The organism is Paenibacillus sp. S-38, from assembly GCF_049942825.1.
Classification (GTDB): domain Bacteria; phylum Bacillota; class Bacilli; order Paenibacillales; family NBRC-103111; genus Paenibacillus_G.
Window position 1 is genome coordinate 7565157 of record NZ_CP187970.1, and the last position, 26812, is coordinate 7591968.

A 26812-nucleotide genomic window follows, 5' to 3' on the forward strand; every position below is an offset into this window, starting at 1 on the left:
TCAAAAACGAAATACATCGCTAGCAGCTACAAAGATAAACATTAGATTACTTCAGCTAGTTTGTTTCGTATATCCAGTTTTCAAGGAACAAACATTGAGTTTGAAAGGCATTGCACCTTTCAAAACTGAACACGAGTGAGTGTCCCGCTTACGCGGCTTTTGCAGCTTGCGCTGCCGATTTGATCCGGCCATCTTCATGGCCATGATCTCCATAGAAAGGAGGTGATCCAGCCGCACCTTCCGATACGGCTACCTTGTTACGACTTCACCCCAATCATCTACCCCACCTTCGACGGCTGGCCCCCTTGCGGGTTACCCCACCGGCTTCGGGTGTTGTAAACTCTCGTGGTGTGACGGGCGGTGTGTACAAGACCCGGGAACGTATTCACCGCGGCATGCTGATCCGCGATTACTAGCAATTCCGACTTCATGCAGGCGAGTTGCAGCCTGCAATCCGAACTGAGACCGGCTTCTAAGGATTCGCTCCATCTCGCGACTTCGCTTCCCGTTGTACCGGCCATTGTAGTACGTGTGTAGCCCAGGTCATAAGGGGCATGATGATTTGACGTCATCCCCACCTTCCTCCGGTTTGTCACCGGCAGTCACTCTAGAGTGCCCAACTTAATGCTGGCAACTAAAGTCAAGGGTTGCGCTCGTTGCGGGACTTAACCCAACATCTCACGACACGAGCTGACGACAACCATGCACCACCTGTCTCCTCTGTCCCGAAGGAGGACCCTATCTCTAGGGCTTTCAGAGGGATGTCAAGACCTGGTAAGGTTCTTCGCGTTGCTTCGAATTAAACCACATACTCCACTGCTTGTGCGGGTCCCCGTCAATTCCTTTGAGTTTCACTCTTGCGAGCGTACTCCCCAGGCGGAGTGCTTATTGTGTTTACTTCGGCACCAAGGGTATCGAAACCCCTAACACCTAGCACTCATCGTTTACGGCGTGGACTACCAGGGTATCTAATCCTGTTTGCTCCCCACGCTTTCGCGCCTCAGCGTCAGTTACAGTCCAGAAAGCCGCCTTCGCCACTGGTGTTCCTCCACATCTCTACGCATTTCACCGCTACACGTGGAATTCCGCTTTCCTCTCCTGCACTCAAGTCTTCCAGTTTCCGGTGCGAACCGGGGTTGAGCCCCGGGCTTAAACACCAGACTTAAAAAACCGCCTGCGCGCGCTTTACGCCCAATAATTCCGGACAACGCTTGCCCCCTACGTATTACCGCGGCTGCTGGCACGTAGTTAGCCGGGGCTTTCTTCTCAGGTACCGTCATTCGCAGAGCAGTTACTCTCCACGACATTCTTCCCTGGCAACAGAGCTTTACGATCCGAAAACCTTCATCACTCACGCGGCGTTGCTCCGTCAGGCTTGCGCCCATTGCGGAAGATTCCCTACTGCTGCCTCCCGTAGGAGTCTGGGCCGTGTCTCAGTCCCAGTGTGGCCGATCACCCTCTCAGGTCGGCTACGCATCGTCGCCTTGGTGGGCCATTACCCCCCCAACTAGCTAATGCGCCGCAGGCCCATCCGTAAGCCACAGGTTGCCCCGTGTTTCATGATTCCGGCATGCACCGAAACCAGCTATCCGGTCTTAGCTACCGTTTCCGGTAGTTATCCCGATCTTACAGGCAGGTTGCCTACGTGTTACTCACCCGTCCGCCGCTAAGCACCGAAGTGCTCCGCTCGACTTGCATGTATTAGGCACGCCGCCAGCGTTCGTCCTGAGCCAGGATCAAACTCTCCATTAAAGAAAAGCTGATGACTCATTTTGAAGCTTGGCAGAAACTCATCGCTGAGTCTCTATATTTAACACTCACTCGTTGTTCAGTTTTCAAAGGGCAATCTTGGTTCGTTATCATCAGGCCGCCGAAGCAGCTCAATCAACTTACCACATCGTTCTCTTGTTAGCAAGCGGCAATTTTCGTCATCTGTTCATCACCGGTATACTTCATTTCGACAACGTTGAACATTCTAGCACAGAGTATTTCGATTGACAAGCTATTTCTTTTCTCCATTCCGAGGGACAAGTCCGCAGGGTGTAGATCCCAGAAGTCTCTTAAGTCAACGTTTTGGATTTTATCACAAAGCCGTGAGCAATGCAACTCGAAATAAACAAAAAATAGACCGTGCAGGAGGGGGTCTCCTACAACGGTCTGCACAGATTAAGCGGCGGAACTAACCAGATTGGCCCCGAACGTACGATGAAAGTAATATTCAAGCACACCCAGTCCGGCCACTAAGGTTAAGAGTTCAACCATAGAGAGCTCACCTATAGTAACGCCGGAAACAAGGATAAAGAACAAAGAGGCAAGACCCAGGTCCAGAGCCGTGGCCACTACATTATTGGTTATCTTCAGAATCAAGCGATCACCAATCACATAAGCGATCAAGCTGAGAATAACTGAAGAAACGACGGCGCCGCTGAAGGATGCTCCTGCAAATATCACCAGGAAGTGGACTGTTATAAGACCATTAATCAGTATCTTCATCCATAATAACCGCATCCCGCGCACTCCTTTTCACTGCTGAAGAATAAGGATCAGCCCTTTAAAGAGAGCAGCCACTCCTGGTAACAAGAACTGCATAGAATTTGGAAATCTTTCTCTCTTCCATCCTCTTCATACACTGTTATACTGTGAGCCGACTCCGCATCTCTTTCACAATACTGACAAGTGTAGGTCATCTGGTTCGGATCTCCTCCGTGTCCTAGATTGAAATAAAAAGAGAGCCAATGATGCCGGTATCTCTATATTTTATTTTCTCTCTTCTGCAGGACGCGTATTCGTTACACCCCCTGCCAATATGCTCCCGCCTTCACATCCGGGGCACGAAAAAAAGCCTCCGCGGGTTATCTCATCCGCGGAGGCTCTCCTGCTGCGGTATTCATAAAAAGAATACCGCGGTCAATTAAACCGACCACTGCTCCAGCTTCAGCTGAGGGTCGGCCTTGAGATCAAGCGAGGCGAACTGGCCCCGCCGGTACTTCAGGAACGCGGCGGCGCCGATCATCGCCGCGTTGTCCGTGCACAGGGCGAGAGGCGGCGCAAGCAGCGGAACGCCGGCTTCCGCGCAGCGCGCTTCCAGCCGCGCGCGGAGTCCCTTGTTGGCTGCGACTCCGCCGGCCAACAGGAGCTGCCTCGCGCCGTAAGCCTTGACGGCGCGCAGGGCTTTCTCGACCAGGACCTCGACCACCGAGTCCTGGAAGCCCCGCGCGACGGCTCCGGCGGAAAGCGTCTGCCCTTTCATGGCGGCCGAGTTCATGGCCGACAGCACCGCCGACTTCAGCCCGCTGAAGCTGAAGTCGTAGGAATCGGGCTCCAGCCAAGCCCGGGGAAGCGCCAGCGCTTCCTCGGACTCCAAGGCGAGCCGGTCAATATGCGGTCCGCCCGGGTAAGGCAGCTTCAGGGCCCGGGCTACCTTGTCGTAAGCTTCTCCCGCGGCATCGTCCCTGGTCTGGCCGATGATGCGGAAGTGCCCTTCCGACTCCACATACACCAGCTCCGTGTGACCGCCCGATACCACCAGCGACAGGAAGGGATATTCCAGGCGGTGAACCAGGGCGTTCGCATAGATGTGCCCGGCTATATGATGGACGCCGATCAGGGGCAGACCCCAGGCACAGGCGAATGCCTTGGCCGCGACCATGCCGACGAGCAGGGCTCCGACAAGGCCGGGCCCCTGCGTAACGGCAACGGCCGAGAGCTTGGAAGGATGCAGGTTCGCCTTATCCAGCGCCTCCTGGAGAATCCAGGTGATGGATTCCACGTGCTTGCGGGAGGCGACCTCCGGCACAACGCCGCCAAATCGCTGATGCGTTTCGATCTGGGAGGACACGACATTCGCCAGAATCTCCGTGCCGTCGCGCACAATCGATACCGCCGTCTCATCACAGCTTGTCTCAATCGCCAATATATAAACCGGCCGCCTTCCGGCATCAAGGATGCCTTCGCCGGCCGGAGCTGCTGCAAAGTTCGTCTCGTTCATTAATTCATTCCTCTCCGTCCGTCTAGGCTTGATCCTTCCATCGGCCCGCTTTGGGCAGGTCGGCCCACATGATGACCGCGTCTTCCTGGTTGTCCGTATAATACCCGCGGCGGACCCCGACGGACCGGAATCCGAGCTTCTCATAAAGCCCCAAAGCCACATGATTGGATGGACGCACTTCGAGCGTCATGCGGATAGCCCCATACAAGGACGCTGTCCGCTGCATTTCTCTCACGAGCAGCTCGCCCAGCTTGCGCCCGCGGAATTTGGCCCGGACCGCTACGTTGGTGACATGGGCCTCCTCCATAATGAGCCACATCCCCCCGTATCCGCCGATCTCCCCTTCCACCTCAAGAACGAGATAGCGGGCAAACTGGTTATTCGTCAGTTCATTATGAAAAGCCCCGGCCGTCCAGGGCGTTGTGAAGGATTCCTGCTCGATCTCGCAGATGACCGGAATATGCTCCGCTTCCATCGGTCTGAACCGGTAAGACAGACCCTCGGGTACGGAGGCCGGCCGCTCAGATTCTTGTTCCATGGCAGGACGTCCTCTCTTATGTTCGTTTGGCGGCAAGAAGATTTGCTTCCGCCTCCGCCAGCTGCGTATAATTCGGCACCAACCCGTAAACATCTTCGGTATCCCCCCGCTGCCAGCGAATACGGCCGAGCTCGGCGACGTGCCTGGCCTTAAAGGCAAAGTTCGTTTCGGTCCAACCCCCCTCGAAGCCTTCCCGGAAGGCGAGGAAGGACTGCGCATGCTGATGAGCGTCTCCGGTGCATACCACTTGATGAGGCTTGTGATGCCCGGCCAAAGCAAGGAGTTCTTCCGCCCAGGCCGCCGTCAGACGAATCCCATCCGGAATAAGACATCTCCAGCCCGCGGCCGATGCTTCATATAATCCGGAGAAAGCCTGTCCACGGCGTGCGTCAATTAGAGGGACCACCCATCGGGTGAGCGGCTCTCCCCCTTCGTTCCTACGCACAATACGGTCCAGCGCCCCAAGATCTCCGTCCGTTACGATATTCAGCTCTGCCGTCTGGTCGGTGGACTCAGGTACAGCCGGCCGTGCGGGATCCAGAACCTCTTCCAAGCCGCCGAGCGCCATCGCCTCCAGCGTCGAAACACCCAGCAGCGCAAGGCCGTGGGTCCAGGCGAAGGTCTTGGCAACCGTCACGCCGATCCGGGTGCCGGTATAAGAGCCCGGACCTACCCCTGCTGTGAAGGCAGACAGGTCGGCCGGTTTCACCCCCTCCGCCTCCATGAGCCGCTGCAGCGCCGGCACCACATAGAGAGAGTGGTTGCGCTCCGCGCTCAGCGTGATTTCGCCGAGAAGCCGCCCGCCCCGGGACAGCGCCGCGGTCATCGAGACCGTAGAGGTATCGACCGACAGCATCAACCCCTCTTCATCGTACGGCTTCGCGCCGCTAGAATTTGTCGTCATATCCCGTTCTCCTTTAGCTTCCCGCACCATTGTTCGTAAGGCTCTCCGTGAGGAAGAAGTGTGAATGTCCGGTGGGCTTCCCCGGCCAGTCCGATACGGATCTCCAGCCGGGCATCGGGAAGCAGCTCTTCAACCAGAGACCCCCACTCCACCAGCGTCACTCCGTCCCCATAGAAATAATCGTCGAGCCCGAGCTCGTCCGCTTCTTCTGCGGAGAGCCGGTAAACGTCCATATGATAAAAGGGAAGGGCCTCCCCCATGTATTCTTTGATGATAGTGAAGGTGGGCGAATTGACAATTTCCTTCACCCCCAGCTCCCTGCCAACGGCCTGGGAGAAGGTGGTCTTGCCGGCACCGAGATCCCCGTCCAGCGTGATGACAGTCCCGGGTCCGAAGAACGCCGCAAGCTGACGCGCAAGGAACGCGGTATCATCCACGCTCCGGGATATATATTGATATAAGGACATGCCCGCCGGGCCCCTCCCTTCAACCTGCAAAATGGTTATATCCTTTCTTCTCCAGCGGAACCATATCCCCGCTGCTGCGGATCAGCCGAACCTTACCGGCTTCGGCCGTCACGTACCCGATCAAATGCAGTGCCAAGCCTGCTTCCTTGAACTTCATCTGCAGGGCCAACGCCTGCTCCGCAGGCACCGTGCCTAGAAGCTCATAGTCTTCGCCCCCGAACAGCGCATAGTCCAAGGGCTCCTTCCCCGCACGCGCAGCCTGCTTGAACAGGGCCTCCGATAACGGAATCCGCTCCTCCAGGAGATCGATGCCGACGCCGGACGCCTCCGCGATCTCCCAGGCCTCGCTCGCCAATCCGTCGCTGACATCATTGAGTGCATGGCACCAAGTGGACTGACGTAGCAGTTCCCCGGCCTCCACCCGGGGCAGGGGACGGCAATGCGCCCCGATGAGCGGGCGCATCTCCAGACCGGCGCCGGCCCATTCATCCTCCCAGAATGAGGCCGCAAGACCGCGGGATAAGAGCCATTCGAGCCCCGCCGCGGAATTCCCGAGCTCCCCCGTGACGAAGACAACATCACCAGGGGCAGCGGAGGACCGCAGCAGTGCACTCCCGGCCTCCGTCTCCCCGATCACGCTGACCGACACGGTCAAGCCGCTGGAGCTCGACGTCGTATCCCCTCCAGCTACTACCACACCGTACCGGTTGGCACATTCATACAGCCCCTCATACAGGGAGTGGGCCCGCTCCGCCGGATAGGACCTCGGCATGCTCAGGGAGATGAGGGCGAACCGTGGAGAGCCTCCCATGGCCGCCACGTCGCTTACGGCCGAAGCCATCGCCTTGAATCCGATATCCCGGTCACGCATCGTCACGGAAGTGAAGTGGGTATCCTCGGTCATCGTGTCACAGGTGAGAATAAGATGCCTCCCGGCCGTCACCTCGACGACGGCGGCATCATCCCCAATGCCCGTCACGACCCCTCCGGCCCGTTGAAACGCGGGTGATTGCCTGCCTCCGGTCAGAAGCCGGATCAGGGAGAATTCGTCCAGGGATTCCGAGCCCACTGTATCCGCCTCCGCTTTCCTTTATTAGCAACTATTATAGCCCTACGGGCTTCCACTAGCAACCGAGGCCCGCAGAGGAGGCGACAGCTTCACGGACAGACTGGCAGCTGCAAAAAAAGCCCCTCATCCGCAAGGGACGAAGAGCTTCCGCCGTAATGTTCCTAGTTATCGTTATTCCATTTAGGTGACTTCCTGCAGTTCATCGACCGGTACAACCCGGGAGTCGGCGGGCTGTTCCTCCACATGCACCTTGGCCGTTTCCTTCTCCGGATCGACACTATCGATCCAAACGGACACTCCGTTCAATTCCACTTGGATCCGGTCTTCGGCTCTTAAGATCTCCTGTGCACGGAATACCTTCATCCTTCGGTCCCTCCGCCGGTCACCGACTCGGCATCGTCCATGGTGTCGGTTGTCGTGTCCTCAATCAACCCGTTCTGGTAGGATACCGTACCTCCGCCGAGGCCTTCATTGATCATCCGGTCGATATCCATAAAGTTGGATTCCCGCCCCTCATGGGTGGCATCATTGTCATATAGGCTGCCTGACGTATTCGCTTCACTCATCGCTTGCTGTCTCCTCCTTGGGCCGCAATTCCGGGCGGACGCCGACGTTCATCGGCGAATGCCTCTTACGGTAGCATGTCCAAAAAAAGTATGCCGTCATGCGTGTCCGTGTAATGAGATGACTCCCATGTGCGTATACTAGTTCGTATAAGAGGGCCGTTTCCAGGCCAAGGAGGGATCCGTATGCATACGGTGTGGAAAGGTGCCATCAGCTTTGGTCTGGTGCATGTTCCCGTCAAAATGTTCTCGGCGACGGAAGACAAAGACATCTCGATGCGCATGATTCATAAAGAATGCAATACGCCGCTGAACTTCGTGCGCAAATGCCAGCACTGCGAGCGTGAAGTCGAATGGGGCGAGATTGCCAAAGGCTACGAGTATGAGCCCGGTTCTTTTGTCCTCTTCGAGAAGGATGAGCTCGAGCGGCTGACCGGCGAGGTGACGAAGGAAATCAAGATCCTGGACTTCGTCAATCTGTCCGATATCGATCCGGTGTATTTTCAGAAGACCTATTACCTGGCACCTAACGAAACGGGAGCCGGCGCTTATAACCTGCTGCTTGAAGCCATGAGGCAGTCCGGCAAGATCGGCATCGCCAAAGTATCGATCCGCTCCAAAAGCTCCCTCGCCGCCATCCGCATCATCGACCGCTGCATCGCCATGGAGACGATCTTCTATCCTGACGAGATCCGCCCTGTGGCACAGGTCCCGAATCTCCCGGAATCGGTTACCGTGAACGAGAAAGAGTTGACGATGGCCAAAATGCTGATCGAGCAGCTCTCTACGGCATTCGAGCCGGAAAAGTACAAAGACGACTACCGTGCGGCCGTGCTCGAGGCCATCGAGCAGAAAATCTCCGGACGCCAGGTCAGCATCGCGCCGGAACCGAACAAATCGAACGTCATCGACCTGATGGCGGCGCTGCAGGCCAGCCTGGAAGCCGTCACACCGGTCGCCACAGCCCCTTCTTCCGAACCGGCGGCCGAAGCCAAGCCGGAGAAGAAAACCGCCAAAGGCAAGGGCAAGAAAGCCAAGGAGCCTGCCCTCTCTTAGGCAGGGAAGCTCAGCGCTCCACCTAACCGTTCATCTTCTTCCGGGGCTCCTCCGGAGGGTGAACGGCTTTTTGCCCTACGGTTTTTTCTGCTCCCTCCGCTTGCGCCATTCCTTCATATAACGGAAGATCGTATGAAATCCGAGGACAAAAGACACCACCATACCGGATAGGGTCACCGCGAGCGCAACGTATTCAAAGGAAGAGTAGCCAAGGACCTTACTCCAGTCGATATCCCCTTTCAAATCTTCGATCACCTGGTTCATCCCGTAAATGCCGCTGATGACGGTATAGATCGTCAGAATCTGGAGCAGATAGCTCGACCGCTTCGACGTAAAGTCCTCCTGGTAGGTATAGAGGGCGGAGAGCGTTTCCTTCACTTCCGTGAACAGATGGTCGCTGCCGAGATGCTCCTTGACCTGCAGGAAAATATCCTTGCCCTGGGACTGGGACACCACTTCGAGAAAATAATATTTGGCGGAAAACAGGGTGATCGCCCGGATGAGATCTTCAATCTCATCCTGATTTTTCTCGAGCTGTACATGAGAGTAGCGGGTGGAGAGCTTAAGCAGCACGATTTTGTAGAACAGGTTGAGCAGAATCGCATAGTAATATTCCCCGCACATATGACTGCCGATCGCCCCCGCGGCCTCCCTGCCCTGATTCGTCAGGCAGACGAACGAGCTCTCTTCGGTCAAATAGTACGTATGCGGCGCCCACCGGTCATAGGCATGCTTGCGGCAGTACCGGCTGATGTATTCGGGGTTCGAAGCACTGATGTACGGATGGCCTCCCTGGTCCGTGCCGTCGATCCGCGATCCCCGGTAGAGGTCGATATCCGTAATCTCCTGCCCTTGTTCAAAGGCATACAGGGAGTGGACGAACATCCGCTCGTCGACGAAAAACGGGAGCTTCTCGAAGTAAGACTCCTTGAGCTCGGTCTTATCCATATACGGTATCATTCCCGGCACCAGCTTCCGGAAAAGAAGATCCTCCACCTCCGCATAGCCCTCCTCCCCCACGGTGAACTGTGTCTGCTTATGCTGATCCTTAAGGTTCTGGAGAATACGAAAGCGGGCTGCAAATTCCAGCGCCTGCGAATAGAAAAGGTCCCCGCTGGAGAGCTCCGTCCGGACCGTAACGAATCCGATATCGAACGGGCAGAGAAGGACATCGACCGAATGGATCGTGAACGGAACACTCCCGAATTCCGTATCCATGCAGCAGGACAGACCGACGCTCTTGGAAAAACGGCGGAGGCCTTCATCCTCTTCCCGCCGCGGGAACAGGATATGATTTGTAAACGGCAGATAATACCGTTCCAGGTTATGGTGAGAGACCCGGAACTTCTCCCCGTAGTAGGCGTCTTCCAGACTCAGATTCTGGAGATAGAACGGATGAAAACCGTCCTTCATCAAGCGGTGCTTGACTTTATCCCTGCTGTGCCGGTCGAGCGAGAACGGAAAGATGAACTGATGGAGAACGAACTGGAGGCGCTGATCCTCAGGGATGGATGGGGTCATACTATTTGCTCCTTTTGGGCCGCCGATCATATCTACTCTTACCCCCTGCCGCTGGCTTCGAACTGAAATGGCCGTGCTTCAATCGAACGGCCTCATGGTAATGTATCCATATGAAGAAACTCCGGAAGGAGGGACAAACCTGTGGGGGTAGGCTTTATTGCGCTTTATTTGGTGCTGGTGCTTCTCGTTCTGGAAATGGCCGCTTCCCTGCTCATCATCACGGGTCTCGACAAGCGGATCGCGCGGTTCCAGGCGCTGTCGATGCTGACGTCCACGGGATTCACCACCAAGGAATCCGAACTGATTCTCCGCCACCCGATCCGTAGAAAGATCGCCATGTTCCTCATTCTGTTCGGCGTCTTCTCCCTGGCCGTTATCATCTCCTCGCTCAGCAGCATCATGACTCAGAGCTTTCAAGTTCCCCAGCTTCTGATCCTGACCGTCCTCCTCGGCATTGTGCTCCTGCTCATCAAAAGCAAACGAACCTCACGGATGCTTGCGCGCAGGCTCCAGCAGCATCTCGAAGAAGATTTTGAACTGCATGAACTGCCGGTTCAAGAAATATTATACATCGACGAGGAGGATTTCATCACAGAAGTCTGTCTTCATGCCGATTCCGATTATATCGGCCGCCGGCCCAAAGACATTGCGGACAAGAAAGATGACCTGACGATCCTGTACGTCACACGCGGCATGGCCAAAATCCGCAAAGGCTGTCCGGAGCTTCTCCTGCATGAAGGGGACACCCTCTTAGTTTACGGCAGCAGGGGGGTCATTGAAGGTAAGTTTTCGCAGGAACTGGAGAGAATGAAGGAAGAGACCGAGCAGGAAGAACAGATCATGGCCATGAAGTGACGCTTCGTGTCTAAGATCCATCCCATCACATGGAGGAATCCCCTTTGGAATGGCAGCCCATCGTTCCCTTCGAGCCGATCCGCACGGAAACCGCTCCTTCCGGGAGCGGGTGGGTCGGGCAGATCAAGTGGGACGGCACCCGTATTCTCACCTACGCCTCCGGAGGCACTGTCAGGCTCTTCAACCGCAAGGGCCATGAACGGACGCTGCAGTACCCCGAGCTGCTCGACCTGCCCTCCTACTGCACAGCCGAATCGGTCATCCTCGACGGTGAGGTCATCGCTATCGCGGAAGGGCGCCCGAACTTCCAGGAGGTGATGCGGCGTGACAGCGTGCGCAAGACCCAGCATCTGGCACTCGCGCAGAAGCAGGTGCCGATCTCCTATATGATCTTCGATATGCCTTACCTCGACGGAGAGTGGATCACCGATAAACCCTTAAGGGAGCGGCAGCGCCTGCTCCAGGAGCGTGTCCGCGCGAACGCCACCGTGCAGCTCGTCCCGAACGTGGCCGGCATGAACGACCTCTTCGGCGTGATGAAGCTGCACAAAATGGAGGGCATTGTCTGCAAGGACCTCGAGAGCAAATACCTCATCGGCGGCAAAGACAAGCGCTGGCAGAAAATGAAGATCTATAACGATCTGGTGGCCGTCGTCGGCGGGGTCACCCACCGGGCGGGCCAGGTCAATGCGCTGATGCTCGGCCTCTACGATGCCGAAGGCCGGCTGTGGTATATCGGCCACGCCGGCACCGGGCGGTTCACCCAGCAGATCTGGCGGGAGCTCACGGAGAAGGTGCGGGAGATGACGCTGCCGGAGCGCCCCTTCGTCAATCTGCCGGAGCGCAGCAAGGACGCTGTGTGGATCAACCCCCTGCTCACCGTCAAGGTGAGCTATATGGAATGGACCGCCGGGCGGACGCTCCGCCAGCCGAGCATCCAGGCTCTGGTCGCCGCCGGGCCAGCCGACTGCACGTTCGGACAGCTGGACGGCTGACCGGCCGGCTGCCGGCGCTGTCCTGCCGGAAGATAACACCCTAAGAGGAGGTGCCGCATTGGCCGCACCCGTCAAGCCCAAATCCTCATCCGCCAAATCGGCCAAGGGCACGATCCTGGTCCAGGGCCAGGAGCTGACGATATCGAATCCGCAGAAGCTGCTCTGGCCCGAGAAAGGCATAACCAAGGCGATCTACCTGGAGAAGCTGGCCCAGCTGGCGCCTTACCTGCTCACTTACTGCTCCGGGAGGTATCTGACGACGATCCGCTTTCCCGACGGCTGGAGCGACAAGTCGTTCTACCAGAAGAATGTGCCGGAGCCGACTCCGGCTTTTGTCGCCTCGGCCGAGCTGGAAGGCATCCGCTACGTGCATCTCGATTCCCTGCCTACGCTGCTCTGGCTCGGCAATCTGGCCGCGCTCGAATTCCATCCGTCCTTCCACCGCATCGGCAGCCCCCTCCCGGCGGAATGGTTGATCGACATCGATCCGAGTCTTGATCCCGAGCCGCGCATTATGGAAGCCGCGGAGATTATCGGCGGCATCCTGGACGGCATGAACATCCGCTCCGTGCCCAAAACCAGCGGCGCCACCGGGGTCCAGATCTATGTGCCGATCCCGCTCGAGAAGCGCTACACGTTCGAGCAGCTGCGCAAGATCGGCCAGTTCGTGGCGAACTTCGCCGTGCAGAAGCACCCGCAGCTGTTCACGGTCGAGCGGCTCAAGAAGGACCGCGGCACCCGGATCTACATCGACTACCTGCAGCACTGGTACGGCAAAACGCTCTCCGCCCCGTACACCCCGCGGGCCCGGGAGGCCGCTTCCGTCTCTACGCCGCTGACCTGGCAGGAGGTGGCCGCCCGGCCTGATCCCCGGGATTTCCACCTCCTGAACATCATGGAGCGGCTGCAGCAAAAAGGCGACCTCATCGCCCAGACCCCGGCGCAGAACCTCGATCCCATTCTGTCGTTCCTGAAGTAACCCGTCCTGCCGGACGGGTAGGACGTCCTCACGGATTCACCAAAAAAGCCGCCTTCCCCACAGATTTCTGTGGAGCAAGCGGTTTTTTGGTGAGGCCCGTTCAAAACAGCGGGGACACGAGCCGGGCGAGCACTTCCTTGCCCTTCTGCCAGCGGGACCGCTGCTCGAACTCCTCCAGCTTGATCTCCTTACAGGACTTCAGATCCTCGATAAAATCATCCTCGAGCCGGTGAATCGTCTCCTTATCGAAGAGCACCGCATTCAGCTCAAAGTTATTGTAGAAGCTCCGCATATCCATATTTGCCGTGCCCACCGTAGCGAGCAGCCCGTCAATGATCATGACCTTGGCGTGGACGAACCCCTTCTGGTAAGCAAAGAAGCGCACCCCCGCCTGAAGGAGCTCTTCGAGATACGAGAGCGACGCATAATTGACGATTCGGGAGTCGGGCTTCTCGGGGTAGATGATCCGCACATCGATACCGCTGATCGCCGCGGCCTTCAGCCCCATGAGCAGGCTGGCATCCGGCACGAAATACGGCGTCGTGATGAAGATCCTGCGCTTGGCCGTCGTCACCGCCCCGAAGAACATCTCGAGGACGGCATCCCAGTGCGCGTCCGGCCCGCTGGCGATCACCTGCGCGGGCTTGCGGCCGCGGCACTCGTGCTCGGGGTAGTAGACCGACTCGGACAGCCGCTCCCCGCTGACGAACCGCCAGTCCCGGATGAAGGTCCTCTGCAGCGAATAGACCGAGTCGCCTTCCAGGCGCAGGTGCGTATCCCTCCAGAAGCCGAGTTCATGATTCCCTCCAAGATACTCATCCCCGATGTTCAGCCCCCCGAGGAACCCCACAATGCCGTCGATAACGATAATCTTACGATGGTTGCGGTAATTAATCCGTTTGTCGAAGAAAGCGATGAGAGCCGGGAGAAACATATACACCTCGCAGCCCGCATCCTTCAGCTCCGCGATGAACCGGTTAGGAAGGTGATAGCTTCCGATCCCGTCAAAGATGCAGCGTACCTGCACGCCCATCCGTGCTTTGCGGATCAGCAGCTCCTGGAACCTGCGGCCGATTAGGTCATCCCGGATCGTATAGAACTCGAAATGGATATGCTTCTGCGCCCCCTCGATCGCCTCCAGCATCTCCGGGTACGTTTCATCCGCGTTTGTCAGCACGTGCACTTCATTTTGTATGGTAATCATGGCACCGGGAATGTTGTTCAGAAGGGCGAACAGCCTCGGCTCATGGATCCATCCCTCCAGGTGCTCCTCTTCGATCTGGGGCTCCGCGGCCTTCATCCGTTTGCCGATCTGTCTGAGATCATGCACGAGGCCGAGTCCCCTGCGCCTGACCTTCCTGCGCTGCCGGTATTCCTTAGCCAAGAAATAGTACATGACAAACCCGATAACCGGAATAACGAACAGAATAAAGAGCCAGGCCAGCGCCTTGGGCGGATGCCGGAATTCCCCGATAATGATGGTCAGAATCTGGAGAATAAACAGCGAGAGCGCGAGGATAATCCAAAGCTGCATGGGACTTCTCCTTCCTTACTGGGGTAGCTCTTGCAGCACGTACAGCTCTTGTAGCTTTTACCTCCCCCGTGCACGCTATTCCATTATTTTGCTGGGACGCCGTAATTTTTGTCATAAAATTCTGGAATTGGTTCAAAATATACCGGACACGTCCCGGCAAAGCTTGGAATGAAGCATCGAAACCTACAGGAGGCCCGGCATGGTCATAACCAAGAAAGGCAGCAGGAATGGCCGGCATCCCGAATGGGATGATCTGCAGAAGCTGGACTACCGCTTCATCGACGAGCTTCGGAGCGTTCCGATCTCCATGGAGCTGCAGGACAACCAAACCTATCTGACCGAGCTCTTCAAGGACGGGTCGGACTTCGTGGTCCGGGAATTCCAGCTGGAGCACAGCGTCAAGGCGATGCTGGTCTTCATCGACGGCATGGCCAAAACCGATCTCGTCAACGAGGCGATGAAATCGCTGATGACCCTCGAAGGCGGAGAGCGCTTCGTCGACAACATCTCCGACTCCGTCCTGCCCGTCTCCCAGCTCCAGCCGGCGGATAACTATGGCGATCTGCTCCTCGGCGTGCTTGGCGGAGATACGGCCCTTTTCGTGGAGAAAAACAACAAAGCGCTGCTGATGGGCATCCGGGGGGCGGAAAAACGCTCCATCGCCGAACCCGAGACCGAATCGGTTATCCGGGGACCGCGCGAAGGCTTCACGGAGGCTCTGCGCACCAATACAGCCATGCTCCGGCGGAAGCTCAAGACCCCGCATCTCAAGATGAAATCGATGACGATCGGGCGGGAGAGCAATACGAGTATTGTGGTTACCTATCTGGAGGATATCGCCGCCCCTTCCGTAGTGGATGAAGTGGTCGGCCGGCTCCAAAAAATTAATATCGACGCCGTGCTGGAAACCGGCTATATCGAAGAGTTCATCCAGGATTCGGCCTACTCCCCCTTCCCGCAGATTCAGTACACCGAGCGCCCCGATACCGTCGCGGCCGCTCTGCTGCAGGGACGGGTAGGCATCATGGTGGACGGCACACCCTTCGTGATGCTCGTTCCCTTCGTCTTCGTCGAAATCCTGCAGGCGAGCGAGGACTACTATGAACGCTTCCAAATCGCTACCCTGATCCGGTGGCTGCGGTATTTGTTCCTGTTCCTCTCGCTGCTGACGCCGGCCCTGTACGTGGCGATCACAACGTTCCATCAGGATCTGCTGCCGACCACCCTTCTTCTGTCGGTCGCCGCCGCCCGGGAGGCGATCCCCTTCCCCGCGGTCATCGAGGCGCTGATCATGGAGATTACCTTCGAGGCACTGCGGGAGGCCGGCATCCGGCTGCCGAAGACCATCGGCTCAGCCGTCAGTATTCTCGGGGCGCTGGTCGTCGGCCAGGCCGCCGTGCAGGCGGGAATCGTCTCGGCTCCGATGGTTATCGTCGTATCGATCACCGGGATCGCCTCCTTCACCATCCCCCGCTTCAACGGGGCGATTGCGGTGCGGATGCTGCGTTTTCCGATTCTCATCGTCGCTTCGATCTTCGGGATGTACGGCATTCTCATCATGCTGATGCTGATTCTCGGGCACATGGCCTCCCTTCGCTCGTTCGGCGTTCCTTATCTGTCTCCGATCGGCCCCCTGTCCTCGAGCGACCTGAAGGATGTAGCTATCCGCGCCCCCTGGTGGGCGATGGTACACCGGCCGAGCTTCTTCCCTGCTCAAGACGGGGAACGCCAGAGCAAGGAGCTGCCCCGGGAGATCATGGCACAGTCGGGTCAGCGGGGCAAGACGGTCGAACATCCTTCGGCGGAGGGGGAGGACACATGAACAAAGCCGCCTGGCTGCGGGTTCCTGTATACATCGGGCTGATCTGCTGCCTTACCGGATGCTGGGACCGTACGGAGATCAATGACATGGCGTTCATCCTCACCTCCGCCATGGACCTGGAGAAGGACGGCAAGTTTCGCTACAGCGTACTCGTACCGCTTCCCGGCCAGATGGGCGGGGCGTCGGGCGGCGGAGGCGGAACCTCGGGGGAGAAGAGCTATTACATCGATTCCGAAACGGGCAGCACCATCCGGGAGGCCCAGTCGAAACTGCAGCAGCGGATGTCGCGCCGGATGTTCCTGGCTCACCGCCGAACCCTGCTGGTCGGCGAGGAGCTGGCTAGGCAGGGCATCCGCTCTGTCTACGACACCACTCCCCGTTCACCCGAGAACCGGATGACCACTTACCTGATCATCACCAAGGGCAAGGCCTACGAGCTGCTGCACGCCTCTCCGAAGTTCGAACGCTTCCCTGCCGAAGCTTACCGGGAGCTTGTGAAGTCCCGTACGGCGATCGCGATGAACATGAAGGATATCGGCGTGTCGCTCAGCGCGCCCGGCAGTGATCCGATCGCGCCCTATATGGAGATCAAAGAGTCGCAAAAAAGCGAAAAAACCTCCAAAGAGGTGGAGATGGTCGGCTACGCCATGTTCAAGGAAGACCGAATGACCGGGACGCTGGAGGGCACGGCTGCAGACGGACTCGCTTGGCTCAAGAACAAAACGATCAATACCGCGATCAGCCTCAAGCTTACCGAGGAGATCCAGATAACAGCCAGAATCTTCGACTCCCAGTCAAGCATCAAAGTCAAGATAGACGGGGGCAAGCCGCAATTCAAGATCCAGGTGGTTTGCAAATCCAGAATTCTGGAGGTCTCGAAGCCCTTCGATCTGAGCCAAACCGCCAATGTGATCTTGGTGGAGAAGCAGATCTCGGAACATATCAAAAAAGCGATGCTCGCGGCCCTCAAGGAGATGCAAAAAAACGAGTCGGACGCCGCCATGCTCGGCGGGTATATCTGGCGTTCTTATCCGTCCCAGTGGGAGCAGAATTTCGCCAAGGATTGGCCCGCCGGACTGAAGAATGCCGAGTTTCAGCTCGATGTCAGCAATGCCCTGACCGAGCCGGGGGACATTTACAATAACATCACCCAAGAGGAGGGCACCTCTTGAACGTTCAATTTCTGGTCTGGTTTGGTGTTCTGGTGCTGATGCACCTCATGCTCAACATGAAATATTGGAGCAGGCAGACCAAGGTTATGCGGCGGCTGTTCGTTCTGCTGTATGCTGCCGCCATCGGCCTTTATGCGGCCCTTCTGCTGGGAATCAAGCCGCCGATGCCCACCCAATATTTCATCAAAACGGTGTCGCCCGCCGTCTTTTCCATGATCCACCCGCATCAGAAAGCACAGCGGGAAGGAGAATCGTGAACGATGTCAAATAACGTGCTTGTTATCAACCACCGGCAGATGGCCTGGTTGGTCGGCTCCATGCTCACCGGAGGCGGGCTGCTGTCCTTACAGCATGAACTCGTGCGGATCTCGAAGATGGACGCCTGGTTCTCGTATGTGCTGCCGACATTCTATGTGCTTTTCGTCGCATTCGTGTTCGCACAGCTGTGCCGGCGATTTCCGAGGATGAATCTGTTCGAGATTACCATGAAAGTGTTCGGAAGGATCGCAGGAACAGTCGTCAATCTGGTGATTCTCCTTCACATCTGGCTTGTTTTGATGAGGGATCTGCGGGCTTTGGGCAAGTTCATCAATACGATGCTGCTGCCCAATACGCCCGAGGAAATTCTCGTCATGCTCCTGATGCTGGTGCTGATGTTCTACGGCAGAACCAGCGTGGAAGTATTAGCCCGGGTCAACGATCTGTTCTTCCCGCTCTTCTTTATCGTGATCGCGCTGCTGCCCCTGCTGCTCTCCAATGAGCTCAACCAAGAGCTGATCCAGCCGGTGCTTGTGAGCGGTCCGGTCAAGCTGTTCTATTCGAACCTTCTCAGCTTCGGGTGGTACGGGGACGTGCTGCTGGCCGGCGCCTTCCTTCATACGATGTGGAATGCCAAACAGCTCCAGGCCTCCATCCGGCACGGGGTCATTATGTCCACCAGCCTGCTGAGCCTGTTCGTGTTCATGGTATTGGTCGTGCTGGGGCCCGTGATGCCCGCGAATATGATCTACCCGAATTACAGTCTGGTGCAGCACGTTCACATCACGGATTTCCTGGACCGGGTGGATCTGCCGATCCTCAGCATCTGGTTTCCGGTGCTGGTCTGCAAGGTGCTGCTGATCTATATGGCCTTCCTTACCGGGTTATCCAGCCTGGTGAAGGAGCGGGATTACACCTTCATCAACTCTCCGGTCTCCTTGATCCTGCTGCTGACCTCAATGCTCGCCTTCAAAAGCACGACCGAGGTGCAGGCCTTCGGCAACTACAGCTCGCCGGTGATCATTCTGTCTTACCAGCCGCTGCTTCTGGCGGCGCTGCTGATCGGTATGCGCCGCTTCCCCGAGAAGCCCGAGGGGAACCAGGCATCCGGCGGGTCGGGCGAAGCGCCCAAGAGCCAAGGCAAAAGGGCGAGCGACGGCTCTTCTTCCGGTGGAGGAGGGGGCGGCAGTCCGGGGGCCCGGATGCAGCACCGGTTCCAATCGATGAGCTACGGCCGTTTCGTCCTGGCCAGCAATGTGCTGGTCGTCCTTAGCGCCGGGTTTGTCGGAGCGGGTGCGTTCCTCGCCAAGACGTACGCTCTGATCGGAGTGGTCGGGGCGCTCGGGTACTCGCTGTGCCTGCTGCTGGCCCTGCTCACTTCGCATTATGAGATGAAGGCGGCGCAGTCAAGCTGACCCCGCCAAGCGAAGCGGCCCCCGGAAGGCGCACACGTCATTCAAAACGGCTCCAGGCCGATGATCTGTCCGATCGGAATGAGGAGGGTGAGCTCTTCCTCCTCCTCTTTCCGGGATACCCGGACTTCGATGAAATCTTTGCCGGTAAGCTTCAGCTCCGCTTCGAAGAGTCCCGCATACAGCGTGCGGACCTTCGCGGCAGTCCCAGGGCGCCCGGCGGCATGGCCCAGCAGCACGATCTCCTGCAGGCTCTGCGGGACAAAATAGCTGCCGCTGACGCGGATGAACCGCCGGCCGACCTTCTCGAGCACGCCCGGCTCGCTCGCGAAGGATTCCGCCTGCAGGGCAACTTCGTGGTTCAGGTGAAGCGCCAGCCGTTCCAACAGGTTCATGCGATTACTTCGCAAGAAAGACAATCCGATCCCTCCCAGGGCGCTCTGCTCCCTTCACTTTATGCCCGGAGGCGGGGATTCTTGACTGTCACAGCATGAAAGGAGTTCCCATGAATTTCAAGTGGTTTCGCAACAAGCTGACCTTCGTGATCATTCCCGAAGCGAACGGCAGCGTCGTCCGTGTCAATCTCTCCCGCGGTCTCATCGGCGGGGCGCTCCTCCTTGCGGTCCTGCTCATCGGCGCATCGGGGTTCATCTACTTCCGCCACCTGCATTCCACGGCTTCGGCGTACCTTCGCACTTCGGAGCTGAACGGCCGCACCGCCCGACTCGAGCAGGACCTGAAAGGCAAGAACGCCGCGATTGAGCAGCTGCAAAATGAGCTGCATTCTTTATCGAAGCAGGCCGAACAGGTACACAGCAAGATGGAGGAAATGAAGCGGCTCGAGCAGGAGCTGAAAAAGCTCGCGCCCGGCAGCGCACCGGCCTCCGGCAGCTCCGGCGGGACATCCGCCGTTTCCGCTGCGGCCGGCAGCGGTGCAGCCGGGGGAATGGGCGGACCGGCCATCCCGGTTACCGCCAAGGAAATGCAGGAGCTTGCGAACCTGACGGAAGCGCGCTACCAAGAGCTCGAACAGGAAATGAACCGGCTTCAGGGGCATTTCACCCGCTCCAAGCAGCTCCTGCTCGAGAAGCTGGACCGTCAGCGCCGCACACCGAGCCTCTGGCCGACGGTCTCGAAGATCGTCACTTCGCCGTACGGCTACCGCAAGGACCCGTTCACGAAGAAGCTCAGCTTCCACCGAGGCATCGATATTGCCGGGAAGATGAACGACCCGGTCTATGCGGCTGCCGGAGGCACAGTGCGGGAGGTCGGCTACGACAAGCTGCACGGCCACAATGTGATCCTCGAGCATGCGGACGGCCTGAGAACCTGGTACATGCACCTGAGCAGCGCTTCGGTGCGCAAAGGACAGACGGTCGACAAAGGCCAGCAGATCGGCAAGCTCGGCACGACGGGCCGCAGCACGGGACCGCATCTGCATTACGAAATCCAGACGGGCGGCAAGAGCACCGATCCGGCCCCTTACCTGCCCGCCTCATACCGAAAGGAGAAAGGTTGATATGCTTAGATCCATGCTAGGAAAAAAAGGACGCAGCTCCAAGGGCGCCAGCGGGGTGACCCTGATCGGCGAGGGCTGTGAATTCGAAGGGGTGCTCCGGTCCGAGGCCGACCTGCGGATCGAAGGAGAATTCAACGGGGTGCTGCAGGCCTCGGGGGAGGTCGCTATCGGGGAAAGAGGCCGCGTCCGCACGACGGATCTCCAGGCCCGCGATGTCGTCATTGCCGGCCGGCTGGAGGGCCGGGTCGAGGCCGAAGGCCGCGTGCGGATCACCTCCACGGGGAAGCTCATCGGCACCGTCCGTGCTGCCGTGCTCATGATCGAGCAGGGCGCGGTATTCCAGGGCCAGAGCGAGATGATCGAAGAGACCCGGCAGGAAGATGCGCCTCTGGCTATCGCCATGATATAATAGGGTGAAAAGCTTGCTTGTTTTGGGTAAAAGAGGATAAGACCTCCGGCGCAGGCCCGAGGCGTCTTTTGCGGTAACACCACAAGCCAAGACAGAGTAGGAGTAGAGGCCCATGACGAAGCAGACCATCTTGTTTGATATGGACGATACACTGATACACTGCAACAAGTACTTTGATCTGGTTGCCGAACAGTTCGCGGATCAGATGGAAACCTGGTTCCACGGATACCATCTGTCCATCGATGAAGTGAAGAAGAAACAATCCGAGATCGACCTGGAGCGGGTGCTTGTCAGCGGCTTCGCGCCGGACCACTTCCCCCAGTCGTTCGTGGATACGTATGAATATTATCTCAATCTAACCGGGCGGCCGCGCAGCGAGGAAGAGATTGAGCGCCTCCGGGAGCTCGGCGCTTCCGTATACGGCCACGGCATCGAGCCCTATCCCCATATGGAAGAAACACTGCGGACGCTTCAGGCTGAAGGCCATGAGCTGCACCTGTATACGGGCGGAGAACCGACGATCCAGATGCGCAAGGTGACGGAGGCGGGACTGCAGCGCTTTTTCGCCACCCGGATTCACATCACCCGCCACAAGAACGCCGAATTCCTCGAGAGCCTGGTCCGCACGAACGGCTGGGACCGCAAACATACCTGGATGATCGGCAACTCCATGCGGACGGACATTAACCCTGCGCTCAAGTGCGGGATTAACGCCATCTTCATGCCGGCTGAGCAGGAATGGGCGTACAATCAGGTTGAGCTCGAGACGGAGCCGGCCGGCGCCTACTTCACGCTGCCGAGCCTAAGCGCCATCCCGGACGCCATCCGCAGCTACACCGAGCCCAAGGCGGCCGCCAGCGGCTGAGAGCCGGAACTTAGATAACCGGCTTCACCGTCGTTTGATGAAGCAAGGACCCTCGCCGATGACGAAAGGGTCCTTTTATTTTGAGGGCGTAAGTTCAGCTCTGCGCCCAAGGCTCCAATCCATGGAGCCTTGGGAGGCTGCTCGAGAGCTCATCCAGGAACCGGAGCGTCTCCCGCCGGCGCTGCTCCGCATCCCGGAAGAGCGGCTGTCTTCCTCCGCTCCGAATCCGGAGCGCTTCATCGATGACAGGCTGCCCCCAGGCCGTCATCCGCTGCCGGACGTAGGCTGCAGCCCCTTCCTTGGAGAGGATGGCCCCCGTATCGAGGGTGTAGAAGATGCGGCAGAACGTCAGCACGGCGAATTCGATCCAGAGGTCCTGCAGGAACAAATCAGGCTCCTTCCGCCTCCACGCCCAGTAGACGTCCAGATTATAGCTCATCTCGCGCCGTAGGCTTTCGCCGTCGAAGCGGACAGCAAGCGCTGCGGCCGGTGCCCCGGCAATCCGGATCCCATGGTGCTTCAGAATCCACAGCGCCGCCGTATTCGGTCCCGTCTCCCTGATTCCCTTGAACCGCTCTCCCTCCCATTCGAAACAAGCTCCCGCGGCAAGGTTCAGCCGAGAGCCGCTCCCCACTCCGTTCAGTTTGTGCTCCGGTGCATACTGCACCTCCATCCGCCGGCCGAATTCGTGCTCTCCGGCAAGCTTCGCATGGATGAAGGTCAGCTCCGTTATCCATTCAGGATCCAAAGGTCCGTCGCTTACGCCCAGCACATCGACATCACTGCACAGCGGGCGGAACGCGCCAAGCGCGGCGGAACCGAGCAGATAAACGCCCTTCATCCGGCCGGGCAGCTTCTCCTCCAGCAGGTCCGCGTATGCTTGCAGCAAAGGCAGCAGGGCTGCCGGTATTTTGGTCTCCATCCCTTATTCCTCCCGCTCTCCCGCCTCTATCATTGCCAGCGCCCGTTCCGCTCGCCACCGTGCCAGATTCCACTCCATCCACCGGGGCTTCTCTTCCTGCAGCCTGGTCCGGTACCTTTCGGCCGCCACAGAGAGTTCCGCCAGATCCGGACGGCTGCGCTGCAGCGCAGCCACATAAGGAACCGCTTCATAGCCAAGCGAGCCCAGATAGCCTGTGTCCAATTGGCCTGTGCGTTCATACCGGGCTATATTGCCCCGGGCGATCAATCCGTCGACGCTCGCATAATTCAGGATCACATAGCCTGCGAGAGCGGCGATCAGATAGCTGCGGACCAGCGGAAACGGAGGCTTCCAAAGCTTCACGAGAGCTAGTAGGAACAGCACGGCGAGCAGCAGCATAAAGGCATGGACGAGAATCCGCGTCACCGTAAAGCCGTAGGCTTCCTCGTACAGGGCCAGGCGCAGATAAGCCGAGACGAGCATCACCGTGCTGAAGCCGACCAGCAGCGCAAGCAGGCTCCGGAGGGCCAGCCAGGCACGGTCCGCTGGCCGGTGGACGCCATAGACCATGGCGATCAGCACAGAGAGGTTGATCAGCGTGACCAGCACCAGCTCCGCGAACCCCTTGCGTGCATAAGCCGCATAAGTGATCCCTTCGGGCAGATCGGCGCCCGCGAAGAAATAGGAGAACTGCACAAGGACGAACAGCGCATACACCGCGTTAAGCATCACCAGCATCGTGCCGGCCACCGTCGGGTCGATCTTGGGCAGGCCGGAGGGTGGCCCGAAGGCCGTTTCGGATGCAGTGGATGAGGACCCTGTAGATGGGGACTCGGTGCCAGGGACGGGGCCGTACAGCGGTAGTGATGCAGGGCCCCCCAGCTGCTCCCTGCGAAAGCGCTTCGGCCTGTGCAGGCCGTTGATATAGGCGAAGAGGCCGGTCGTCACAGCCGCCACCCACAGCAGACGGAACGCTTCCTCCCCCAGCTCCAGACCCTCAAGCAGGTCCGGCAGCCTGGACAGCGACCGGTCGAAGACCGTGTCGGCGGAAGCAAGCAGCATCAGGACCACGAACAGGAGCGGCGCCGAAAGCAGCAGCCCGAGGAGCACCTTCCACCCTTGGCCGGCCCCACCGGATGAAGTTCTCCGGCGCTGCAGGGAGGCCAGCACCAGCTGGAACGGACGCGGCACGTTACGCAGCGTCTGTACGGCAAACTGCTCCAGAGGCTGAAGCCACATGGACTCGGCTGATGGTACCGCATGCCGACTGCTCCAGGTCATATGTATGAGGATCAGCAGGGGGACCATCAGCGCATTAAGCACTAGGAGCAGCACGCCCGAATGCAGCATATAAGTCAGCGAGAGCAGGATCACCGGCAGCAGCAGCAGGTTCACGGGCTGCTTCAGCGGGAGCCCCTGCCGCGCTGCAGTTGTATAATACAGCGCATAAAGGGCGGCTGCGAACAGCGGGTAAGACACGCCCCACGAGTGTCCATAGAACAGGTAGTGGTGCAGCACGGCGCAGCCGAAAGCGGCGGCCAGCAGCCGGAGCTCTTCACGATAGGTATTGGTTGGTTGCTGCATCGCGTTCTCAGCCCCTCTTTTCCTGAAGAATCATCCGGAGGAAGCGCACCGCCAGACGGCGGAGGCCCCGGACCGCCTCCACCGGGATCATTCCGGCTTCACCCTTCCCAGGAGCTCCTTCTTCCACTGCCGCTTCCACCGACTGCAGCTGCAGAGAAGCCTGCGGATCCTGTCTCAGCTCTTCTCTGAGGGCAGACCATACCTCTTCCGTGCGGAGCTGAAGCAGGGAGGCCGCATGCTCACCCCGGCGTTTCATACAGGCCATCCGGGCCAGCAGCCAGACGCAGCGTGCGAGCTCCTCCGGCGCGGCCGCCCGCGACAAGCTCCTGCGGAGCTCCAGCAGGATCTGGCTCTCCCATGACACGGTGAGGGCATCGGGACGGACGGTACCGTCCCCGTTCCTTCTGCTTAGGGTCATCTCATCGTCTCCTTCCCGCCGGAACAGCGGCGGATTCGTCTTACACCCTATTCTAGCTTGTAAAAGAGGAACAAAAAGCGTAACTTTTAAACAGCAACTTTCCTATTTTATGCGCATTCGGGAGGACCTTCATGAAGCTCAGAGACCACTACCTGCGGCTGCGCCGGCACTTCCCGCAGGCGGAGGACGGGCAGGCGCTGGCCGTTACCCTCGATGAACTGGCCGGTGCGCTCGACTGCACGCACCGCAATGTCACCCTGCTGCTGAAGCGGATGCGGACCGAAGGCTGGATCGGCTGGGAGCCGAAGCGCGGGCGGGGCCTCCGGTCACCCTTGACCTTCTTCTGCCCGCTGGAAGAGATGCTCTTCTCCGCCGCCCGGGAGCTGGTCCTGCGGGACGATCTGCAGGGCGCTCTCGCCCGTCTGCAGACAGCCGATTCCGGACCCGGGCTGCAGGAGCGGTTCCACCGCTGGCTCGGCGGATACTTCGGCCACCGCAGCGAAGTGCGGGGAGCCCGGAGGCTCGACACCCTGCGGTTCCCTCTTTCGCAGCAGGTGGCTTCACTCGATCCGGCGGGCACCCTCTTCACGGCCGACGCCCATCTCGTCCACCAGCTATTCGACCCGCTCCTGCGGTATAACCGGGTGACGAAGACGCTGTCCCCGCATGTGGCCCATGCCTGGGAGACTGACGCCTCCCGGCTCCGGTGGACCTTCCACCTGCGCAAGGGCGTGCTCTTTCACCACGGCCGGGAGCTCACGGCCGATGACGTATGCACTACATTCGCCCGGCTGCGCGAGCGGGCCGACGGCTCCCTGTACGGCTGGGTGCACCGCCGGATCGCGAGGGTCGAAGCACAGGATCCCGTTACGGTGACCTTCACCCTGGAGGAGCCCTGCGAGCTGCTTCCGCAGTACCTGGCCACCACCCGGGCGTCCATCGTTCCTGCGGAGCTCAGCGAGCAGCCGGACTTCAGCCGAAGTCCGGTCGGCACCGGTCCTTTCCGCCTATCCCATCTCGATGAAACGCTGTGCGTACTCGATGCGTTCCCGGGCTATTTCCAGGGGCGGGCCCACCTGGACCGGGTCGAGCTCTGGCATGCCCCCGGGCTGCAGGGACAGGAGCGCACACGGACCCTCGGCAGCTTCCAGCTCCTGCACAACTACCTGCTCCCGGTGGAGGACGATGCCGGCTCCTGGCATCAGGTGCAGCAGCAGGGCGCCACCTGCCGCTTCCTCACCTTCAACCTGCGCAAGCAGGGGCCACTGGCCTCACCTCTTCTCCGCGAAGCGCTCTGTACGGCGCTCCACCCGGCCAAGGTGCTGGAGCGCGTTGGCGGTGACGCCACCTATGCAGCTGCCAATCTGATCCGTGGCGATGCGGATCTCCCCCCGCAGCAGACGCAGGATGAAGTGCAGCCGCCCGAAGCGTGCCGCGAAGCGCTCAGGCGGGCTGGCTATGCCGGCGAGCGGCTCGTCCTCTGCACGATTCCCCAGTACGAGCGGGATGCCAAGCTTGTCCAAACCCTGCTGCAGGAGGCCGGATGGGCCGTGGAGGTTAAGCTGCTCGGTGCCGAGGCATTCAAAAGCGAGCAGCGCCTTCAGGCCGATCTGCTGCTTTTCTCCATGGTGCTCGATAACGATGCCGAGCTTCGCCTGGTCGATCTTTATAAGAGCATGCAGCGCCACCTCGAGCCCGCGGCCAAAGAGGCTGTCGCCGCCAAGATCGGTACGCTGCTCGGGGAGACGGAAGCCCTGCGGCGGGAACAGCTCCTGCTGGACACGGAAGAGGAGCTTCGCAGCCGGCGGCTGCTTCACATCCTGTATTTCAAGCGGCTCAAAACCGTCTACCATGCTTCCGTCCGGGGGATCTCGCTGGATTCGCTGCAATGGGTGAGTTTTAAAGACATCTGGTTTCAATCCCGGTAACCCGGTAACCCGGCAGCCTCAGCTCCCCTCGGGA

General features: G+C 59.0%; 26 protein-coding genes and 1 rRNA gene. 12 read left to right on the top strand and 15 right to left on the bottom strand.

Translation table 11 applies throughout. From position 1 onward, the window contains the following. Window positions 1–215 precede the first annotated feature (215 nt). From ACP26L_RS32945 to ACP26L_RS32985, 9 genes are all read right to left on the bottom strand, one after another. Window positions 216–1752: ribosomal RNA gene (locus ACP26L_RS32945) — 16S ribosomal RNA — on the bottom strand. A 414-nt stretch (window positions 1753–2166) separates the two neighbouring features. Beyond that, window positions 2167–2508, bottom strand: coding sequence for a DUF2512 family protein (locus tag ACP26L_RS32950; protein WP_426449821.1), 342 nt, complete (start codon window positions 2506–2508; stop codon window positions 2167–2169). A 403-nt stretch (window positions 2509–2911) separates the two neighbouring features. After that, window positions 2912–3988 carry a tRNA (adenosine(37)-N6)-threonylcarbamoyltransferase complex transferase subunit TsaD gene (tsaD, locus tag ACP26L_RS32955; RefSeq protein ID WP_426449822.1) on the bottom strand — a complete coding sequence of 359 codons (1077 nt, stop codon included), beginning with the start codon at window positions 3986–3988 and terminating at the stop codon, window positions 2912–2914. Window positions 3989–4010: 22 nt separating this feature from the next. Then, entirely contained in the window at window positions 4011–4526 is a 516-nt protein-coding gene (gene rimI, locus ACP26L_RS32960) for a ribosomal protein S18-alanine N-acetyltransferase (RefSeq protein WP_426449823.1), read from the bottom strand. Between the two features lie 16 nt (window positions 4527–4542). Next, a complete protein-coding gene (gene tsaB, locus ACP26L_RS32965; protein ID WP_426449824.1) occupies window positions 4543–5430 on the bottom strand; it encodes a tRNA (adenosine(37)-N6)-threonylcarbamoyltransferase complex dimerization subunit type 1 TsaB in 888 nt (295 codons plus the stop codon). Further along, the gene (gene tsaE, locus ACP26L_RS32970) at window positions 5427–5897 is read right to left on the bottom strand and encodes a tRNA (adenosine(37)-N6)-threonylcarbamoyltransferase complex ATPase subunit type 1 TsaE (protein WP_426449825.1); all 471 of its coding nucleotides are present in this window, start codon (window positions 5895–5897) and stop codon (window positions 5427–5429) included. The genes tsaB and tsaE overlap by 4 nt, the downstream gene beginning before the upstream one ends. 19 nt (window positions 5898–5916) lie before the next feature. Next, entirely contained in the window at window positions 5917–6966 is a 1050-nt protein-coding gene (thiL, locus tag ACP26L_RS32975; protein ID WP_426449826.1) for a thiamine-phosphate kinase, read from the bottom strand. Window positions 6967–7146: 180 nt separating this feature from the next. Next, window positions 7147–7329, bottom strand: a complete 183-nt coding sequence (locus tag ACP26L_RS32980) for an H-type small acid-soluble spore protein (protein ID WP_426449827.1) — start codon at window positions 7327–7329, stop codon at window positions 7147–7149. Next, window positions 7326–7532 (bottom strand): hypothetical protein, encoded by a 207-nt coding sequence (locus ACP26L_RS32985; protein WP_426449828.1) that lies wholly within the window; start codon window positions 7530–7532, stop codon window positions 7326–7328. The genes ACP26L_RS32980 and ACP26L_RS32985 overlap by 4 nt, the downstream gene beginning before the upstream one ends. A 183-nt stretch (window positions 7533–7715) precedes the next feature. Between ACP26L_RS32985 and ACP26L_RS32990 the strand changes: the two genes are divergently transcribed. After that, a complete protein-coding gene (locus ACP26L_RS32990; protein WP_426449829.1) occupies window positions 7716–8585 on the top strand; it encodes a Ku protein in 870 nt (289 codons plus the stop codon). Window positions 8586–8660: 75 nt separating this feature from the next. Here the strand turns inward: ACP26L_RS32990 and ACP26L_RS32995 are convergent, their stop codons facing one another. Beyond that, window positions 8661–10106: a hypothetical protein gene (locus tag ACP26L_RS32995; RefSeq protein WP_426449830.1), complete on the bottom strand. Its 1446-nt coding sequence runs from the start codon at window positions 10104–10106 to the stop codon at window positions 8661–8663. Window positions 10107–10247: 141 nt separating this feature from the next. On the opposite strand from ACP26L_RS32995, the gene ACP26L_RS33000 reads away from it, so the two are divergent. Genes ACP26L_RS33000 through ligD form a run of 3 tightly spaced genes read left to right on the top strand, consistent with a single transcriptional unit; the run spans window position 10248 to window position 12935 of the window. Continuing rightward, complete coding sequence (locus tag ACP26L_RS33000; protein WP_426449831.1) at window positions 10248–10961, top strand: TrkA C-terminal domain-containing protein; 714 nt, start codon at window positions 10248–10250, stop codon at window positions 10959–10961. A gap of 44 nt (window positions 10962–11005) precedes the next feature. Continuing rightward, complete coding sequence (locus tag ACP26L_RS33005) at window positions 11006–11956, top strand: DNA ligase (RefSeq protein ID WP_426449832.1); 951 nt, start codon at window positions 11006–11008, stop codon at window positions 11954–11956. Between the two features lie 58 nt (window positions 11957–12014). After that, complete coding sequence (gene ligD, locus ACP26L_RS33010; protein ID WP_426449833.1) at window positions 12015–12935, top strand: non-homologous end-joining DNA ligase; 921 nt, start codon at window positions 12015–12017, stop codon at window positions 12933–12935. A 100-nt stretch (window positions 12936–13035) separates the two neighbouring features. Here the strand turns inward: ligD and cls are convergent, their stop codons facing one another. Further along, the gene (gene cls / locus ACP26L_RS33015; protein ID WP_426449834.1) at window positions 13036–14469 is read right to left on the bottom strand and encodes a cardiolipin synthase; all 1434 of its coding nucleotides are present in this window, start codon (window positions 14467–14469) and stop codon (window positions 13036–13038) included. Between the two features lie 199 nt (window positions 14470–14668). On the opposite strand from cls, the gene ACP26L_RS33020 reads away from it, so the two are divergent. The 4 genes from ACP26L_RS33020 to ACP26L_RS33035 are packed head-to-tail and all read left to right on the top strand — an operon-like array spanning window position 14669 to window position 19136. Continuing rightward, the gene (locus tag ACP26L_RS33020) at window positions 14669–16291 is read left to right on the top strand and encodes a spore germination protein (RefSeq protein WP_426449835.1); all 1623 of its coding nucleotides are present in this window, start codon (window positions 14669–14671) and stop codon (window positions 16289–16291) included. Beyond that, a complete protein-coding gene (locus tag ACP26L_RS33025) occupies window positions 16288–17463 on the top strand; it encodes a Ger(x)C family spore germination protein (protein ID WP_426449836.1) in 1176 nt (391 codons plus the stop codon). The genes ACP26L_RS33020 and ACP26L_RS33025 overlap by 4 nt, the downstream gene beginning before the upstream one ends. Further along, complete coding sequence (locus ACP26L_RS33030) at window positions 17460–17720, top strand: hypothetical protein (RefSeq protein WP_426449837.1); 261 nt, start codon at window positions 17460–17462, stop codon at window positions 17718–17720. The genes ACP26L_RS33025 and ACP26L_RS33030 overlap by 4 nt, the downstream gene beginning before the upstream one ends. Before the next feature lie 3 nt (window positions 17721–17723). Continuing rightward, on the top strand, window positions 17724–19136 hold the full coding sequence (locus ACP26L_RS33035) for a GerAB/ArcD/ProY family transporter (RefSeq protein ID WP_426449838.1): 1413 nt from the start codon (window positions 17724–17726) through the stop codon (window positions 19134–19136). Window positions 19137–19177: 41 nt separating this feature from the next. Here ACP26L_RS33035 and ACP26L_RS33040 read toward each other — a convergent pair whose 3' ends face one another. After that, on the bottom strand, window positions 19178–19528 hold the full coding sequence (locus tag ACP26L_RS33040) for a hypothetical protein (protein WP_426449839.1): 351 nt from the start codon (window positions 19526–19528) through the stop codon (window positions 19178–19180). Window positions 19529–19638: 110 nt separating this feature from the next. On the opposite strand from ACP26L_RS33040, the gene ACP26L_RS33045 reads away from it, so the two are divergent. The 3 genes from ACP26L_RS33045 (at window position 19639) to ACP26L_RS33055 (ending at window position 21926) form a co-directional block, all read left to right on the top strand. Continuing rightward, window positions 19639–20652: a peptidoglycan DD-metalloendopeptidase family protein gene (locus ACP26L_RS33045; RefSeq protein ID WP_426449840.1), complete on the top strand. Its 1014-nt coding sequence runs from the start codon at window positions 19639–19641 to the stop codon at window positions 20650–20652. A gap of 1 nt (window position 20653) precedes the next feature. Then, the gene (locus ACP26L_RS33050) at window positions 20654–21061 is read left to right on the top strand and encodes a bactofilin family protein (RefSeq protein WP_426449841.1); all 408 of its coding nucleotides are present in this window, start codon (window positions 20654–20656) and stop codon (window positions 21059–21061) included. A 112-nt stretch (window positions 21062–21173) separates the two neighbouring features. Further along, a complete protein-coding gene (locus tag ACP26L_RS33055) occupies window positions 21174–21926 on the top strand; it encodes an HAD family hydrolase (RefSeq protein ID WP_426449842.1) in 753 nt (250 codons plus the stop codon). A 94-nt stretch (window positions 21927–22020) separates the two neighbouring features. Here ACP26L_RS33055 and ACP26L_RS33060 read toward each other — a convergent pair whose 3' ends face one another. The 3 genes from ACP26L_RS33060 to ACP26L_RS33070 are packed head-to-tail and all read right to left on the bottom strand — an operon-like array spanning window position 22021 to window position 24850. Further along, on the bottom strand, window positions 22021–22848 hold the full coding sequence (locus tag ACP26L_RS33060; RefSeq protein ID WP_426449843.1) for an aminoglycoside adenylyltransferase domain-containing protein: 828 nt from the start codon (window positions 22846–22848) through the stop codon (window positions 22021–22023). A 3-nt stretch (window positions 22849–22851) separates the two neighbouring features. Beyond that, window positions 22852–24432, bottom strand: coding sequence for a DUF4173 domain-containing protein (locus ACP26L_RS33065; protein ID WP_426449844.1), 1581 nt, complete (start codon window positions 24430–24432; stop codon window positions 22852–22854). A 7-nt stretch (window positions 24433–24439) separates the two neighbouring features. Continuing rightward, window positions 24440–24850 (bottom strand): hypothetical protein, encoded by a 411-nt coding sequence (locus ACP26L_RS33070; RefSeq protein WP_426449845.1) that lies wholly within the window; start codon window positions 24848–24850, stop codon window positions 24440–24442. 131 nt (window positions 24851–24981) lie between these two features. Here ACP26L_RS33070 and ACP26L_RS33075 point away from each other — a divergent pair, with 131 nt between their 5' ends. Then, window positions 24982–26778: an ABC transporter substrate-binding protein gene (locus ACP26L_RS33075; RefSeq protein WP_426449846.1), complete on the top strand. Its 1797-nt coding sequence runs from the start codon at window positions 24982–24984 to the stop codon at window positions 26776–26778. The last annotated feature ends 34 nt before the right edge of the window (window positions 26779–26812 follow it).